The organism is Comamonas odontotermitis, assembly GCF_020080045.1.
GTDB lineage: Bacteria > Pseudomonadota > Gammaproteobacteria > Burkholderiales > Burkholderiaceae_C > Comamonas > Comamonas odontotermitis.
Genome location: NZ_CP083451.1, coordinates 3,318,443 through 3,333,112, shown reverse-complemented (window position 1 = coordinate 3,333,112; position 14,670 = coordinate 3,318,443). Strand labels below are relative to the sequence as shown.

The window sequence follows — 14,670 nt, the reverse complement described above, 5'->3', positions numbered from 1 at the left end:
TTTCTTGGCTGAAACGGGTAATAAAAAAGCGCTTGCCGCAGATGCAGCAAGCGCTTTTTGCTATCTAAAGTGTAGCTTTAGTTTTCGCCAGCCCATTCCACCTTGGCGCCCAGGCTTTGCAGGTTTTCAACAAAACGGGGATGCGCGCGTTTGATGGGGGCGGCGTTGCGAATCTCGGAGCGGCCGGGGATGCTGGCGGCCACCATGAACAGGGCGATGGCCACGCGGATGATGTAGGGGCTCTCGACCACGGCGGGGCTCAGCGGGTTGCCGCCCAGGGTCACAATACGGTGCGGGTCGGACGAGAAGACGTGGGCGCCAAACTTGGACAGCTCGCCCGTCCAGCCCAGAGCGCCGTCGTACACCTTGTTCCAGAACATGGCATTGCCTTCGGCGCGCACGCCCAGGGCGATGAAGATCGGCAGCAGGTCGACCGGGAAGTAAGGCCAGGGAGCCGCTTCGACCTTGGTGAGCACATTGCGGGTGAAGGGCGTTTCGACCTTGAGCGGGCCGGTGCGGATGGCACGCGACCAGCCGTCCTTGTGTTCGATCTGCACGCCGAACTTGGCAAAGGTGCGGTCGATCAGCGGAAAGTTATCAGGCGTGCGGTTACGTACCTGCACGTCACCACCGGTGATGGCGCCGAGCGCCAGGAAGGTGGTGATTTCGTGAAAGTCTTCCTCGAAGTGGAAATCGCCGCCGCCCAGCTTCTGCACGCCATGCACCGTCAGACGCGAAGTGCCGATGCCTTCGATCTGCGCGCCCAGCATGGCCATGAAGCGGCAGAACTCCTGCACATGCGGCTCGCAGGCTGCATTGGTCAGCACTGAGGTGCCCTGGGCCGTGGCTGCGCACAGCACGAAGTTCTCGGTGGTGGTGACGGAGGCGTAATCCAGCCAGTGCTGGGTAGCGTGCAGTTTCTCGTCGGCACGCACGATCAGCGAGCCTTCGCCGTGCTCCACGCGCCCGCCAAAGCGGCGGAAGACCTCGATATGCGGATCGATCTCGCGCACGCCCAGGGTGCAGCCCTTGACGTTGTCCTCCAGCCGCGCCACGCCAAAGCGGGCCAGCAGCGGCGGCACCAGCATGATGGATGAGCGCATCTCTTCGGGCAGGTGGTGCTTGCAGGCGTCGAAATGTGTGTCGCGGTGGTGCAGCCTCAGCTCACCCGTCTGGTAGTCCATGTCAACGCTGGAGCCGAGCTTCTCGAAGATATCGAGAATCTTGCGCACGTCGGTGATGTCAGGCACGCCATGCAGGGCCAGCGGCTCGCTGGTCAGCAGGGTGGCGCATAGCACGGGCAGCACGGCGTTTTTGTTGGACGAGGGAATGATGCGGCCCTGCAAGGGTGTGCCGCCGTGCACGATGAGTTTGGACATACAGAGGGAGAAATCGCGGAATCGGGGTGCAATGGGGCCATCGCCCTTCGCAGACCCTTCATGTTACAGGAGCCACCAAGACAAAAGGCACTCTCAATGAGTGCCTTTTGTAATCAGCGGTCAATGCAAGCATTGTTAACGGCAGCTAAATCCTTGTCGGGGTCATAGGTTTGTCGCCGCAAGCAGGTGCTGGTGTCAGTTCAGTTGGCAGGCACCACGGCGCCCTTGTACTTTTCCAGGATGAATTTCTTCACATCTTCGCTGTGCAGGGCGCGGGTCAGCTTGGCAATGGCTTCGTCATTGGCGCGATCGGCACGGGCGGCAACGATGTTGGTGTAGGGCGAATCCGAGCTTTCGATGAACAGCGCGTCCTTGGTCGGGTTCAGCTTGGCCTCAATGGCGTAGTTGGTGTTGATCAGGGCCACATCCACGTCTGCCAGTGCGCGTGGCAGGAGGGGCGCTTCCAGTTCCTTGAACTTCAGCTTCTTGGGGTTCTTGGCGATGTCCAGCGGGGTGGAGGTCAGCTTGGTGGCGTCCTTGAGCTCGATCAGGCCATGCTTTTGCAGCAGCAGCAGGGCGCGGCCGCCATTGGAGGGATCATTGGGGATGGCAACGGTTGCGCCGTCCTTCAGATCCTTGATGTTCTTGATCTTGCTGGAGTAGGCGCCAAAGGGCTCCACGTGCACCTTGCCATTGGGGACGGCCACGATGCTGCTCTTGCGGTCCTTGTTGTAGCTGTCGAGATAAGGCTGGTGCTGGAAGAAGTTGGCATCGAGCTGCTTGTCTTCGACGGCGGCGTTGGGCTGCACATAATCGCTGAACTCCTTGACCTGCAGGTCCACGCCCTCAGTCTTGAGCTTGGGTTTGACGAAATTCAGAATTTCGGCGTGCGGCACGGGCGTCGCAGCCACTTTCAGAACCACGTCGGCAGCGTGGGCAGACACGGCCAGAGCCGCGATGGCGAGAACGGAAAGCGTTTTTTTGAACATGGTGTTTTGCAATAGTAAAAAGACCAGCCCCGGCAACACATGAAGTCTTTCTTGATGGGACTGAACCAAGATGGGTGCCAAGTCTAGCGGCAAAAAAAGCCTCGTCCAAAGAATATAAAGAGATTTGGTTATAAGGATTAATGTCTTTATATGATATTGACGCAGTTTCGCTCCGCTATGCTTGCTGCCATGACCTCCGCCAATGCCTTGGGCTCCGATCCTGCACAGTTGCTGCGCCTGCTGACCACCACCATGCCTTTTGGCAAGTACCAGGGCCGCGCGATTGCTGATTTGCCCGGCAACTATCTGAACTGGTTTGCCCGCGAAGGCTTTCCCAAGGGCGATCTGGGCAGGCTGCTGGCGCTGATGCATGAAATCGACCACAACGGCCTGGGCGAGCTGCTGCGGCCCTTGCGCGCAGCGCTGGCCGAGCAATTGCCAGAGCCAAAGCGTTGAGCGGTTGCTGGCAGCACCTTGGGAGCTACCGCACTGCACGGGGGACCGGGTTCTTTTCTCGCCCCATAACGAGAAAAAAGCCCGCATTGCGGGCTTTTGTTTTTTAACCACCGGGCTGTACAGCCCGAGCGGGCTGCTTACTTGGCAGCAGCGCGTGCGGCTTCTGCCTTGGCCTTGGCTTCGTCGGCCTTCTTCTGCAAGTCGGCTGCCTCGGCTTCTGCCTTCTTGGCTTCGGCTTGCTTGGCGGCGGCCTCTTCCTTGGCCTTGTCGCCACCCATGGCTCCGGCCATGGCACTGCCTGCCATGGTGCCTGCAACAGCGCCCACGGCTGCGGCGCCCATGGTGCCCATCATGCTGGGGCGGGCGGCAGCGGCAGGAGCGGCTGGCGTCGCTGCTGCTGCAGAATTGGTAGCGGCGGGTGTTTGTGCAGCAGGGGCGGGGGCTGCTTTGGTTGCTGTATTGGCAGCGGGCGTGGCTGCAGGCGCAGGCGCGGCCTTCTGCGTAGCTGCAGGGCGCGATTTGAAACCGCCACCCATGCGCTTGGCATGGGCCAGCCCTGGCAGCACCAGGCCAGCAACGGTCAAAGCGATCACGGAGGCGGATGTACGAAACGAAGAATTCACAAGTGTCCCATTCAAGAAAAACAGCCAAAGGCAGGTGACAGCCTGCGAATGCAGTGTCATGCCGACCCTGGAGAGATGAGGGCCACCACTGCGGATATCAAGCTGCGCGTTGCAAGCAGAAACAGTGGCCAGGAGGCTGCGCTTTGGTTATTCGTTCTGGGTAGCGCAAGCTGAAGCTGATTGTAGGGCATGGTGCTTCTGCGCTGCTTCGGACGCCGTGCAAAATCACGGGCTGCCCTGAGCAAGGCAGAGGCAAAAGAGCCCACCGGTGGTGGGCAAAAGGGCGGACGGCGAGGGACGATGCGTCCGCCCGGGCGGCAGTGAGGGTGCCGCTTATTTCACGCCCAGTGTCATGGACGACACCGAGTTGTTGCCCACGGCCACGGCGCTGATGCGGTTGCCGGAGATATTGTTGCCAGTCGACACACCGCCGCTGCTGATATTTCCACCGGCAGTGGCGGTCACCGCACCGGTGTTGATCTGCGTCGAGGTCAGGTTGGTGCTGGCTGCCAATTGGCCGGGCAAGGCGACAATGTTGATCTGGTTGACTGCATTGTTGCCATAGGCCGTGGCGGTGACCGTGTTGTTCAGCAGATTGGAGCCACTGGCACCGCCGCTCACCATGGGCTGGCCTGCGGGAGCGTTCAGCGCGGCAGTGGCGGTGATGGCGCCGTTGTTGGTCTGCGTGTTCAACAGATTCGCACTGTTGCCGTTGAAGGCGGTGCCTGCCGCAGCGTTGATGCTGTTGAGCGCGGCATTGCCTGCTCCCAGCGCATCGACCGCGTTGCCGGAGACGGTGACGGCTCCCGTGTCAAGGGCGCCCTGCACTCCGATTGTCATGGTGGTGTTGGCATTGACCTGGCCACCATTGGCCTGCACGTTCGACAGCACGCCTGCAAGGCCGCCGCTGGCGGTGACCGAGTCAAGAGCGAGTACGTTGTTGGCAACGTTGGCGCGTGCGCTGGTGCTTGCCTGGTTGTCGCTGACGGTCGTGGCTCCACTGTTGCCCGCGCCCGTGCCGGTCAGCAGGTTGGTGGTGACCGTGGCGCTGGTATTGCCAGCGGCCTTCTGGTCACTGCCCAACTGAAGGGTGGGCGCCACCAGATTGGTCCCGGCCTTCAGGCTGATGGCATTGATGGCCTGGTTCTGGCTGGCGCTGGCTCTGGCGCTGTTGTCCGAGACGATGGCCTCATGCCCGCCCGAGCGCAGGCCCGACACCCCGAAATCGACCTGTACCAGCGAGCTTGCATTACCGCCTTGCGCATCCTGCACGTTGCCCAGGATGGCACCGCTGCCAGCGCCATTCATGCTGGTGTCACTTTTCAGTGCAGCACTGTTGGCCGCGAGGTTGATGTTGGCATCGGCGCTGGCGTTGTTGCCCGATACGACGCTTTGCCCGCCAGACAAGGACAGTGCGCCAACGCCCACCATTGTCATGATGGGGCTTGGTGCTGGGGCAGGGCTGACCTGGTTGAGGTTGGCCACCGTGGCGCTGACATTGCCCGAGACATGGGTCTGCGTGTTGGCGATGAGCGCGCCCGCGTTGTCCAGGCTGCTGCCGCTGATCGCTGCCTGGTTGCTGGCGGTCTGGCTGCTGGCGACGGCGGTGAGGGTGTTGCCGCTCACCGTTTGCTGGTCCCGGGTGAAGGTGTTGATGGGCAAGGGGCCCAGCGTGGTGCGGACGCTGCCCAACTGCGCCACATCCACGGTGGCGCTGGTGTTGCCCGCTGTATGCGTCTGGGTATTGACAATGGCTGCAGGGGTGAAGTCGAGCGCACCGCCTGTAATGGAGACTGCATTGCTTGCCCGGGTGCTTTGCGCCGTGGCCTGCAGGCTGTTGCCGGTCACCGTCTGGCTTCCATCCTGGGAGAAGAGTGCCCGGCTGCCCAGTGCCGTCACCTCGGTGGTGGCGCTGACATTGCCACTTACGTGGTTTTGCAGGTTGGTCATTGCAGCGCCGGTATTGTCGATGCCGCCGCTGGCTTGCAGGGTGGCGGTATTGGTGGCATCCGAGCCCTGGGCAGAGGCGTAGACCTTGTTCCCTGAAATGGTCTGGGTGTCGCCGCTGGAGTTGCCAAGAGGCGATGGAGCCATGGAGGAGCCCAGCAGTGTGATCTTGGTGAGGGCGCTGACCCCCGTGCCCGCAAAGGTCTGGGTGTTACCCACCGTCACAATGGCTTCGGGTCCCATGGCCGCAGGACCTGAGATGTTGCTGTCTGCCAGAACGGAAACACCAGTGCTTCCTGCATTGCCGCTGGCGCTGGCGCCTGCGGTATTGCCGTTGACGATGTATTGGTTGCCCGACGAATTGGTAGACCCGTTGCTGACGCCCAGCGTCCCTACGACGCTCTGCGCCTGGGTGCTGCCGCTGGCTGTCTGGATCGTGTTGGCAAACGCAGGCAGTGTGCCATCAAGCTGGACGGAGCCTGCAGCTACCGCAATCTGGTTGCTTTGCTGGTTGCCCTGTGCCGATGCCGTGGCCTGGTTGCCGCTGGTGTTGAAACTGCTGTCCGAGGGGCTGGGCGAGATGAGGGTGCCCTGGATCAGGGTGCCGAGCGTGTCTACGGTGCTGATGGCTCTGGTGGTGCCGGCCTGCTGCTGGGTCGCGCCGCTGATGAGCGCGCCGCTGGCGGAGATGGTCAGATCTGCCGGTGCGGTGACGCTGATGCCGGCTTTGGATTGGTTGGCCGTGGCGTTGGTGTCTGCCGCGTTGCCGGAGACGTTGATCGTCAGATCCGTCCAGCTGCCGCTGCGGGGCTGAATGCTGGCGCCCAGCAGTCGCACCGCAGTGTTGGCCGATATGTTGCTTGCCGCTGTTTGTGCGGAGCCGGCAATCGCAGGCGTGGCCAGCACCAGGGTTGGGGCGCTGATGGCCATGGTTGCGACGTCGGAATTGCCTGTGGCCTGAGAGGACACCTCGTTGCCGCTGACATTGGCCGTGGCGCCGATGCGGCTGCCCGCATTGGCCAGCGCATTCACAGCGCCGGTGGTGTCGATGCCGATGGTTGAGTTGGTGGTATTGGCAGTGACCGCGCCTGTGACCAACTGGGTTGCGGCTACAACGGGGTTCACCGCTCCGGCCTGGCTGGTGATGGAGAGCGCTTCTGTGGCTCCAGGGGCCAACTGGTGCTCATTGCCGTGAGCGCTGGAGCCAATGCTGTTGTTGCTGTTGTTGGTGGTTACCGGGTCCAGAGTACCGAGAACCAGGTTTGCACCGCCATTTGCAGTGATGGGGCCACTGCTGCTTTGTGATGGCGTGGACCCGATGACCGAGGGCGGGCCAGCACTGATGATCTGTGCCTGCGCTCCGAGGGCAGCACTCAGCAGGGCCACGGCTGCGGCCAGGGGCGCCAGATGGTGCCGTGGAAGGCGGCGTGATGGGGATGTGGTGTGACGTGACATGGTGCTCTCCTTGGAAAAATGGAGCGTGGCGGGGGAGGAACTCTTGAAAAAGGGATGAAATTGGCCTCAAGCGCTTTTGACCTGGGCGCTATCAGCTATGTTTTTGATACCAGTCCACATGCGGTGAAGTCTCAGGGTGTTACCTGCAGCTTTGTCAGCAGCCGGTAGCCGGCGCCGTAGCGATGCACGGTGTTGTCGCCTGGGGATGGCCGCCAGGTGACACGTATCTGATCGGGCGGTACGCCATGCTGTGCCAGCAGGCCGCGAAAGGCCTGAATGCGCGCGTCGGTCAATTCGTCGCGGCGGGTGGGGTTCTGGTCGGCTTCGCGCTCGCGGGCGAGCAAGGCGATGCGCACGCCCTGGCCGGCACGCAGGCGCGTGGAGACGGTTTCAGCCGCAGTAGCCGATTGCTGTGCAATGCGGTTGGAGTTCTCCTCGAAAACCACATCCAGTGCAGTGAGTGCAGCGGCTGTGCTTTCCTGCAGCGGCTCGGTGGCCACTGCGGCTTGCGGAGCAACTGCAGTGGGCTGGGCCGGGGTAGAGGGGGGAGGAGGTTCTTCCGGTGCTGCGGCGGTTGCCTTCACCTGCTCGGCGGTACCTGGTTTTTCCATGCAGGGTGCTGCCGGTGTCTGGGTGATGGTGCTGATGAGCTCGATCACGCCTTGCTCCAGCGTGGTGCGCACGCCCAACTGCACGGGCTCCAGATCCTTGCTGCCGGCGTTGATGTCGAACAGGTTGCTGCCGAAGAAGCGGAAGATGCCGGCACCGATTTCCCGGCCCACGATCTGCTTTTGCAGGCTGACGGCACGCACCACACGCAGGGTTCGGGTCTCGACAATGCGCAGGTCCGCACCCACATTCATGGTGAAGACCCGGTACCGTGGACCGATCTGGTTGACCTGGGCCTCGATGCCGCCGGACTGGATGTTGTAGTTCACCTCGGTCAGGCCGCCGATGATGTAGTAGTCGGACTTGAGGATGGAGCCACCGTAGTACGGAAGCCAGGGCACGGCGCGCTGGCCCTTGTCGTCAGCAAGGGCATGCGAGTTGCCGTCTCCCAGCTGGCGCCGGTCGGTGTAGGCCAGCTCCAGCTCGGCCACGCGGGTGTCGAAGCGCTCCCGCACGTCAATCGCGCCGCCGAGCTTGCCCAGCGCCGAGTAGACCATCAGTGCGCCGCCCTGGGTGACGACATTGCCATCGCCCTGCGAGTACTTGCCGGTGTAGTCCTTGATGTCGCCGACGGCCACGGACAGGGGGGCCCTTCCGCCCTGCTGCGCGACGATGCGGTGCGACATGCAGGCCAGCACGCCGTCGAGCGGAGTGCCGTTGTGGCGCGGTCCGGGGCCTTGCATGACAGCGGCTTCCCCTTCGGCCATCTGCACCTGCTGGTAGGTGGGCAGCGCGCAGCCGCCCAACAGCAAGGCGGACGCCAGGGTGGACAGGGGCAGGACTTTGCTGCGCCCCGCCTGCAGTGCGGGACCTGTGTGCTTGGTGAGTGTGAGCATGGTGTCCTCCGCCGCGCTTAGTTGATGGCACCGCTGGAGCTGAACTGGCAGGCGGAGCTGCCGTTCACGTTCGTGGTCTGGTTGCCGCTGTTGTTCTGCGCGACCTGCATGTCCTGCTGGCCATTGGAGCGATCGCTGTTGATGGGCGCCGTGGTAGTGGTCGAGGGGCTGCCCTGCACGCCGCTGGTGATGGGCCCCGTGTTGCTCTGGTTGTTGTTGGAGACCCCGCCGCGGCCGAGGTTGTCGCGGCTCTCGCTGGAGCTGCCGGTGCTGCTGGCACTGGTGCCCGACGAGGCATTGGTCACTGGCGATGCCACGTTGTTGGCCTGGTCGGCAGCGCTGCTGTTGCCAGCCGAGGTGGGCTGGAAATTGCAGTTGACCTGCCGCTCGATGTTGGTGATGTAGGTGCTTTTGAAGGCGTCGTAGTAGCCTCCTTTTTTCTTCTCTACCAGATCGTTGACCAAGGCACGGTTGGCACGGTCGGCACTGGTCTGGAACTGCCATGGCACGGATTCGCCGAGCCAGCCCTGTGCATGGACCTGGGCGGTCGCCGTCAGCAAGCCAACGGCCAGATAGGTGGTGGTTTTTTTCATGTCGTCCTCGCATTGGTGGATCCGCCTGCTGCAGGCCAGGCGGATGGAAGTGCGAGTGCACTGACTGCATCGCAGCAATGCCTTCGCATGGCTGCATCGTCATTTTTTGGTGAACAATCGTAAATAGTTCAGATGTACTAGGCTACGGCGGGAAAAATCGATTAAGCCGCGCCGGGTCGATGGTTCAATTTGATTGTTTTTTATATATTTATCAATTGCTTGTTAATTTTCATAGTTGGGCAAATTGATGGCAAAGTCATTGCTGTATCGGAATTAGTACAAATGAACTATTGGTTACGGATTGTTTTGGATGTAAGGTAACGACATGTATGCGTTTGCACCAAAAATTATCAAAAGAGAAAGACGAGGGGTGAACATGACGCTTCCATTGCCATCGGTTGTGCTGGTTGATGACCACCCCATGTTCCGCAAGGGGCTGCGAATGATGCTGTCGACCAGCGACATGGTGCAGGCCCATATTCATGAGGCGAGTTCCGTGGAGGAGGCGGTTGCGCTGCAGTGTTGGGCAGATCTGGTGTTGCTGGACATCAGCATGCCCGGCTGCGATGGACTGGCCGGCATTGACCATGTGCGCAAGCGCTGGCCGCGTGCCTTCGTGGTGATGCTCTCCGGCCATGACCATCCGGAGTTGATGAAGGACGCAGTGCGCCAGGGGGCGTCAGGCTTCATGTCCAAATCCATGCAACCCGATGCGATATGCGCCCAGGTTCAGCACTGGTTGCGCAGGAGCCCGGGAATGGAGCCAGTCAGCCGCAGCAAACCCGTGAACCTCTGTACCGTGCCACCGCTGGCGCAAGGAGAGAGCGAACTACCGGTGCGCCAGTACGAAGTGCTCAAGATGCTGGCCAAGGGTTATAGCAACAAGGCAATTGCCAGGCAGTTTGGCCTGAGCGAGCACACCATCCGCAACCAGGTGGCATCGGTGTTGAAGCATTTTGGCGCTGAAACCCGTACCCAGGCCGTGCTGAACGCGCAGCGCAGTGGCGTTCTGCCGGCCATGCCGATCAAGTAGACACAAGCGCCAGCCCATGCAGCAGATGGCGCGGGCGGTGGGCAGGAGGAATGCAGTATGGCAGAGCAAGGCACTGGAGTTGAGCGCAGACACCCGGCAGGCGGGTTGGGCCAGCAGCTTGTCAGCCTGCTGCGGCAATGGCGGTCATGGTTGTTGGGACTGGTGTGCTGGCTGGGTCTGCTGCCCGCCTGGGCTGGCTCGGACAGCCTGCGCATCGGCATCCAACTGGAGCCTCCATCGCTGGACATCACCACGACCAGCGCAGGGACTGCCAGTGAGATCACCTATGCCAACGTCTATGAAGGCCTGACCTTCATCGACGGGGAAGGTCAGGTGCGGCCTCGGCTGGCAACGCAGTGGCAGGTCAGCAAGGATGGAAAGACGGTCGACTTCGAGCTGCGCAAGCAGGTGCTCTACCACGACGGCAAACCATTCAATGCAGATACGGCAGTCTTCAGCCTGCAGCGCATGATGAAGATGACGGGCATGAATGCCTACCTCGAATGGTTCGACAAGGTCGCGTCGGTCGAGGCAGTGGATGAACAGATGCTGCGCATCCACCTTTCCGCACCTGACAGTCTGTTGCCTTATGCGCTGGCGCTGCCGGGCGCCGTCATGGTGCATCCCGATACGGCCGACACCAATGCCGTACGACCGGTGGGCACGGGGCCGTACAGGGTGCAGCCGTGGAAGCGCGGCCATTCGGTGAGCCTGGTGCGCAATGACTCCTGGTGGAACTCCCAGAAACCGCAGATACGTGAGGCGCAGTTCCTTTTCATGACCACCTCGTTCGAGACGGAGAGCATGCTTGCCGAAGGCCGCATTGATGTGCTGAGCAGCGTAACGCGGCTGACTGGCGCCTTCGCGGGACGGTCCGACTATGTGATGACTTCGCGCGGCGTCGAGGGCAAGCAGATCGTGGCGCTGAACAATGCCCGTGCGCCGCTCAATGACGTGCGTGTACGCCGGGCGCTGAGCCATGCCATCGACCGCCGTGAATACCATGGCATCTATGGGCCGCTGATCCAGGCTGTGCCCATCGGTTCGCATTTCTCGCCATTCCACCCTGCGTACGTGAACCTGGTGAACCGCTACCCCTATGACGTGGAACGCGCCAAGGCATTGCTGCGTGAAGCCGGGGTGGCGCCGGGTACGGTGTTGAAGCTGGCCTTGCCGCCCACGGACTATGGGCGCTATGGCAGCCTGATCGTGGCCCGGCAGATGGAGGCCATCGGTATTCAGGTCGAAATCGTGACCATGGACTGGCCGACCTGGCTGGACAAGGTATTCAAGCAGAAGGACTACGACATGACCGTCATCATGCACGTCGAGCCCATGGACCTGAACATCTACGCCCGCAACGGCTACTACTTCAACTATGACAACCGCGCCTTCAAGAAAATCTGGGAGAAGGTCCGCGCCGCGCGCAGCGACGCCGAACGCAACGAACAGTTGGGGCAGGCCCAGCGCCAGATCACGGAGGATGCGGTCAATCTCTTCATCCAGCTGCGGCCCGAGCGAAATTTCATCCGTCGCGAGCTGACAGGTATGTGGGAGCACTGCCCGGTCCCCGTGTTTGCGATAGAGAACCTGCGTTGGCAGAACTGAGTGAAGCCATGCAGTCTCTGCAAGCCCTTTCAATAACAGAGCGATGGAGCGATTGGTGTTCACGGGTATCGGGGTGTGACGGGTTTCAATGCAATCCAATGAACAGAAGCACGAATCACCATGTTTTTCCATCTCTACAGCCAGGTTATGAAGGCGGGCGTTGCCAAGCGGGGCTTTCGGGCCGCCGCGCGCAAGGGTGTCTTTCCTGTCTGGTGTTCATGGGCGTAGGCGCATGTCCCGCTCCTTGAAGCTCGCCAGGCCTTCGGTCACTGCCAGGCTGCTGATCATCCTGACGGTAGTCGCACTGGGCATTGCCCTGGTCTTTGTATTTGCGATCCGGGGGCTCAAGCGGACTGACCAGGAAGTGCGGCGCCTGGCAAACGTCGAAATGGAGCAACTGGTTGCCAGCACCCGGTTGATGCAGCAAAGCGAGATGGTGGCAAGCTACGCGCGCCTGGTGGGGCAAAGCAACAGCCAGAGCGAACGGCGCCTGAACATGATGGAGCTGACCGACCGCATGCTGTGGCTGGACAAGCTGGTGACCGAGCTGGTGGCGAGTGGCGATCTGCGCGATCTGGGCCCGCAACTGGTCACCGCGCGCGAAGCGCTTCGGGTGAAGGTGGGCCAGTTGAGCGGCGCAGTGTTCGAGCCCTCGGTCAATGGCGAAGCAGCGATGCAGACCGACGCGCTGGTGGCGGGCAGCCAGGCTCTTGCCACCAAGCTCTCCTTGCTGGCCAGCCATGTGGCCGCAGACCTGCGCCGCGAGCTCAATGAGAGAGGCCGCCAGCTCTCGCGCGACGTGGCCAACCAGCAGGAGCGCCTCAACTGGCTGGTGACTGCGTTGATTCTGATTGTGATCGCTGCCGGCATCTATATGGATGCCTCGGTATCGCGGCGGATTGTCAGTCTGCAACGCGAAGTGCGCGATGACGAATTCGGCGGTATCCACACCGCGCCCGACCTCCATGGCGATGAGATTGATCAGCTGGCGCATGCCATTGCGTCGTACAAAAAGCACCTGAGCGACCATGCCCGTCATGCGCAGAATGCGGTGCACGACAAGAACCGTGTCCTTGCCGGTGTGAGCCATGACCTGCGCCAACCGGTGCAGGCACTCAACCTGTTTCTGGAAACCCTGCGCGGCTCGGGCCTGACGCCGCCGCAGGCGAGCGTGCTGGAGCACGCGCGCGCGGCCAGTGCCGCAAGCCGCGAGATGCTCGATACGCTGATGGACTACTCGCGCATCGAGGCCGGCGTGCTGGACGCCAAGCTCCAGCCGGTGGCCATTGCCGGCATTCTGCGCCGCCTGGAGAAGGAGTTTGGCCCACAGGCCGATGCGGCGGGCCTGCTTTTCCGGGTGCGGGACAGCGAGGACTGGGTCTACACCGACCAGTCGCTGCTTTTCATGCTGTTGCGCAATCTGGTCTCCAACGCGCTGCGCTATACCGACCAGGGTGGCGTGCTGCTGGCAGTGCGCAAGCGCGGCCTGCAGCGCTGCATTGAAGTGTGGGATACAGGCCTGGGAATTGCGCCTACCCACCATGAGCTGATCTTTCAGGAGTTCCGACAGGTCGGTGAGGACCATGGACCCGGCGGCAAAGGGCTTGGCCTGGGGCTGGCCATCGTGCGGGAGCTGGCAGACATCCTGAACGTGCAGGTGTCGCTGTCATCGCGGCTGGGCAAGGGCTCGGTGTTCCGCGTTGCGTTGATGGCAGAGGCCGCGCCTGCGGGTGGCTATGGCCTGGTGTCGGGCCTGTGGGAAGACGCCGACAATGCGGGGTATGAGCCGCTTGCCGGCATGAGGGTGCTGGTAGTGGACGACGAGCCTTTGGTGCGCATTGGCCTGTCAAGCATGCTGGAGCAGTGGCAGTGCGAGGTGGCGAGTGCGGCAACCGTTGGCCAGGTGCAGCGCCTGCTGCGGCGTGCGCAGGACAGTGCAAGCCGCCCGTTCGATGTGGTGCTGACCGACTTGCGGCTGTCAAAGACCGAAGACGGCAGCATGGTGGTGATGGCGATGCGCGAAGCGATTGCCCATTACCCGCCATGGCAGACGCACCTGCCGCACTACATCATCCTGACGGGCGACACCGCGCCAGGGCGGTTGCAACTGGCCAATACCATGGGCGCCACCCTGATGCACAAGCCCATCGACCCACGCCAACTGCATGACCTGCTCAGCCGCGAGCTGGGCCTGCGGCTGGACATGGAGGAGTTTATGGAAACACTTCCAGCAATTGATCCAGACCGCCCTGATTGATGGCCACCTTGGCCTCGGCGCGTACGCGGGGCTTGGCATGGTAGGCCACGGACAGGCCCACCTCGCGCATCATCGGCAGGTCGTTGCTGCCATCGCCCACGGCAATCACCTGGGCAGGCGCAATGCCCATCAGCGACGCCAGGCCCAGCACCGTGCGGCGCTTTTCCTCGCCGTCGCAGATGTCGCCCCAGCTTTGCTCCACCAGGCCTCCGGTGAGCTTGCCATCCTGCACTTCAAAGATGTTGGCGCGCACAAAATCAATGCCCAACTGGGCTTTGACATGGTCTGCAAAGAAGGTGAAGCCGCCCGATACCAGCAGCACCTTGAGGCCTGCTGCATGGGCAGCGTCGATCAAGGTCTTGGCGCCTGGGGTCAACTGCAGGCGCTCCTGCAGCACGCGCTCGATGTCGGCAATCGGCACGCCCTTGAGGAGAGCCATGCGCTGGCGCAGGCTTTCCTTGTAATCGGTAATCTCGCCGCGCATCGCCGCCTCGGTGATGGCTGCCACCTCGGCCTTCTTGCCGGTGATGTCGGCAATCTCGTCGATGCACTCGATGGTGATCAGGGTCGAATCCATGTCGAACGCGATCAGCTTGTAATCAGCCAGCTTGTTGAAGGGAAGCGTGCCTTTGATTTCGATGGTGGGCGGGGGCGTGGCAGTCATGGGGGTGGATGCTTTCGTGGATGGGGTCGCTGCTTGGGCGCTGCGGGCGTCTGGCGCTGATTCTACCCAGAGGCGCTGTCCATGGCGCGGTACGAGGATCGAGGCCACCGGGGCAGGACTGGGAAGAATTTGCTATGAATAAAAGAGTGCTGGCGCACAGT

General features: G+C 62.0%; 11 protein-coding genes. 4 read left to right on the top strand and 7 right to left on the bottom strand.

Features of this window, described 5'->3' with window-relative positions; translation table 11 throughout:
* Positions 1–77 precede the first annotated feature (77 nt).
* Both LAD35_RS15375 and LAD35_RS15370 read right to left on the bottom strand, forming a co-directional pair.
* Positions 78–1,379, bottom strand: coding sequence for a UDP-N-acetylglucosamine 1-carboxyvinyltransferase (locus LAD35_RS15375; RefSeq protein WP_224149874.1), 1,302 nt, complete (start codon positions 1,377–1,379; stop codon positions 78–80).
* Positions 1,380–1,579: 200 nt separating this feature from the next.
* Positions 1,580–2,368 carry a MetQ/NlpA family ABC transporter substrate-binding protein gene (locus LAD35_RS15370; protein ID WP_224149873.1) on the bottom strand — a complete coding sequence of 263 codons (789 nt, stop codon included), beginning with the start codon at positions 2,366–2,368 and terminating at the stop codon, positions 1,580–1,582.
* A 189-nt stretch (positions 2,369–2,557) separates the two neighbouring features.
* Here LAD35_RS15370 and LAD35_RS15365 point away from each other — a divergent pair, with 189 nt between their 5' ends.
* Entirely contained in the window at positions 2,558–2,824 is a 267-nt protein-coding gene (locus tag LAD35_RS15365; RefSeq protein ID WP_224149872.1) for a DUF3820 family protein, read from the top strand.
* Between the two features lie 137 nt (positions 2,825–2,961).
* On the opposite strand, the gene LAD35_RS15360 is transcribed toward LAD35_RS15365, so the two are convergent.
* The 4 genes from LAD35_RS15360 to LAD35_RS15345 all read right to left on the bottom strand — a co-directional run bounded on the left by LAD35_RS15360 (position 2,962) and on the right by LAD35_RS15345 (position 8,947).
* On the bottom strand, positions 2,962–3,507 hold the full coding sequence (locus LAD35_RS15360; RefSeq protein WP_224149871.1) for an ABC transporter substrate-binding protein: 546 nt from the start codon (positions 3,505–3,507) through the stop codon (positions 2,962–2,964).
* 273 nt (positions 3,508–3,780) lie between these two features.
* Positions 3,781–6,849: a beta strand repeat-containing protein gene (locus LAD35_RS15355; RefSeq protein WP_224149870.1), complete on the bottom strand. Its 3,069-nt coding sequence runs from the start codon at positions 6,847–6,849 to the stop codon at positions 3,781–3,783.
* A gap of 131 nt (positions 6,850–6,980) precedes the next feature.
* Positions 6,981–8,354 (bottom strand): CsgG/HfaB family protein, encoded by a 1,374-nt coding sequence (locus LAD35_RS15350; protein WP_224149869.1) that lies wholly within the window; start codon positions 8,352–8,354, stop codon positions 6,981–6,983.
* A 17-nt stretch (positions 8,355–8,371) separates the two neighbouring features.
* Positions 8,372–8,947 (bottom strand): hypothetical protein, encoded by a 576-nt coding sequence (locus tag LAD35_RS15345; RefSeq protein WP_224149868.1) that lies wholly within the window; start codon positions 8,945–8,947, stop codon positions 8,372–8,374.
* 376 nt (positions 8,948–9,323) lie between these two features.
* Here LAD35_RS15345 and LAD35_RS15340 point away from each other — a divergent pair, with 376 nt between their 5' ends.
* From LAD35_RS15340 to LAD35_RS15330, 3 genes are all read left to right on the top strand, one after another.
* Positions 9,324–9,980: a response regulator gene (locus LAD35_RS15340; RefSeq protein WP_224149867.1), complete on the top strand. Its 657-nt coding sequence runs from the start codon at positions 9,324–9,326 to the stop codon at positions 9,978–9,980.
* A gap of 57 nt (positions 9,981–10,037) precedes the next feature.
* Entirely contained in the window at positions 10,038–11,588 is a 1,551-nt protein-coding gene (locus tag LAD35_RS15335; RefSeq protein ID WP_224149866.1) for an ABC transporter substrate-binding protein, read from the top strand.
* Between the two features lie 232 nt (positions 11,589–11,820).
* The gene (locus LAD35_RS15330) at positions 11,821–13,845 is read left to right on the top strand and encodes an ATP-binding response regulator (protein ID WP_224149865.1); all 2,025 of its coding nucleotides are present in this window, start codon (positions 11,821–11,823) and stop codon (positions 13,843–13,845) included.
* Here LAD35_RS15330 and serB read toward each other — a convergent pair.
* Positions 13,802–14,509 (bottom strand): phosphoserine phosphatase SerB, encoded by a 708-nt coding sequence (serB, locus tag LAD35_RS15325; RefSeq protein WP_224149864.1) that lies wholly within the window; start codon positions 14,507–14,509, stop codon positions 13,802–13,804. The two genes, LAD35_RS15330 and serB, sit on opposite strands and share 44 nt — an antisense overlap.
* Positions 14,510–14,670: the final 161 nt, after the last annotated feature.

What these genes read in the sequence shown, in the direction of transcription:
- LAD35_RS15370 (WP_224149873.1), bottom strand. Translation starts at nt 2,368, where the DNA reads ATGTTCAAAAAAACGCTTTCCGTTCTCGCCATCGCGGCTCTGGCCGTG.
- LAD35_RS15340 (WP_224149867.1), top strand. Translation starts at nt 9,324, where the DNA reads ATGACGCTTCCATTGCCATCGGTTGTGCTGGTTGATGACCACCCCATG.
- LAD35_RS15365 (WP_224149872.1), top strand. Translation starts at nt 2,558, where the DNA reads ATGACCTCCGCCAATGCCTTGGGCTCCGATCCTGCACAGTTGCTGCGC.
- LAD35_RS15360 (WP_224149871.1), bottom strand. Translation starts at nt 3,507, where the DNA reads ATGACACTGCATTCGCAGGCTGTCACCTGCCTTTGGCTGTTTTTCTTG.
- LAD35_RS15335 (WP_224149866.1), top strand. Translation starts at nt 10,038, where the DNA reads ATGGCAGAGCAAGGCACTGGAGTTGAGCGCAGACACCCGGCAGGCGGG.
- LAD35_RS15350 (WP_224149869.1), bottom strand. Translation starts at nt 8,354, where the DNA reads ATGCTCACACTCACCAAGCACACAGGTCCCGCACTGCAGGCGGGGCGC.
- serB (WP_224149864.1), bottom strand. Translation starts at nt 14,509, where the DNA reads ATGACTGCCACGCCCCCGCCCACCATCGAAATCAAAGGCACGCTTCCC.
- LAD35_RS15345 (WP_224149868.1), bottom strand. Translation starts at nt 8,947, where the DNA reads ATGAAAAAAACCACCACCTATCTGGCCGTTGGCTTGCTGACGGCGACC.
- LAD35_RS15355 (WP_224149870.1), bottom strand. Translation starts at nt 6,849, where the DNA reads ATGTCACGTCACACCACATCCCCATCACGCCGCCTTCCACGGCACCAT.
- LAD35_RS15375 (WP_224149874.1), bottom strand. Translation starts at nt 1,379, where the DNA reads ATGTCCAAACTCATCGTGCACGGCGGCACACCCTTGCAGGGCCGCATC.
- LAD35_RS15330 (WP_224149865.1), top strand. Translation starts at nt 11,821, where the DNA reads ATGTCCCGCTCCTTGAAGCTCGCCAGGCCTTCGGTCACTGCCAGGCTG.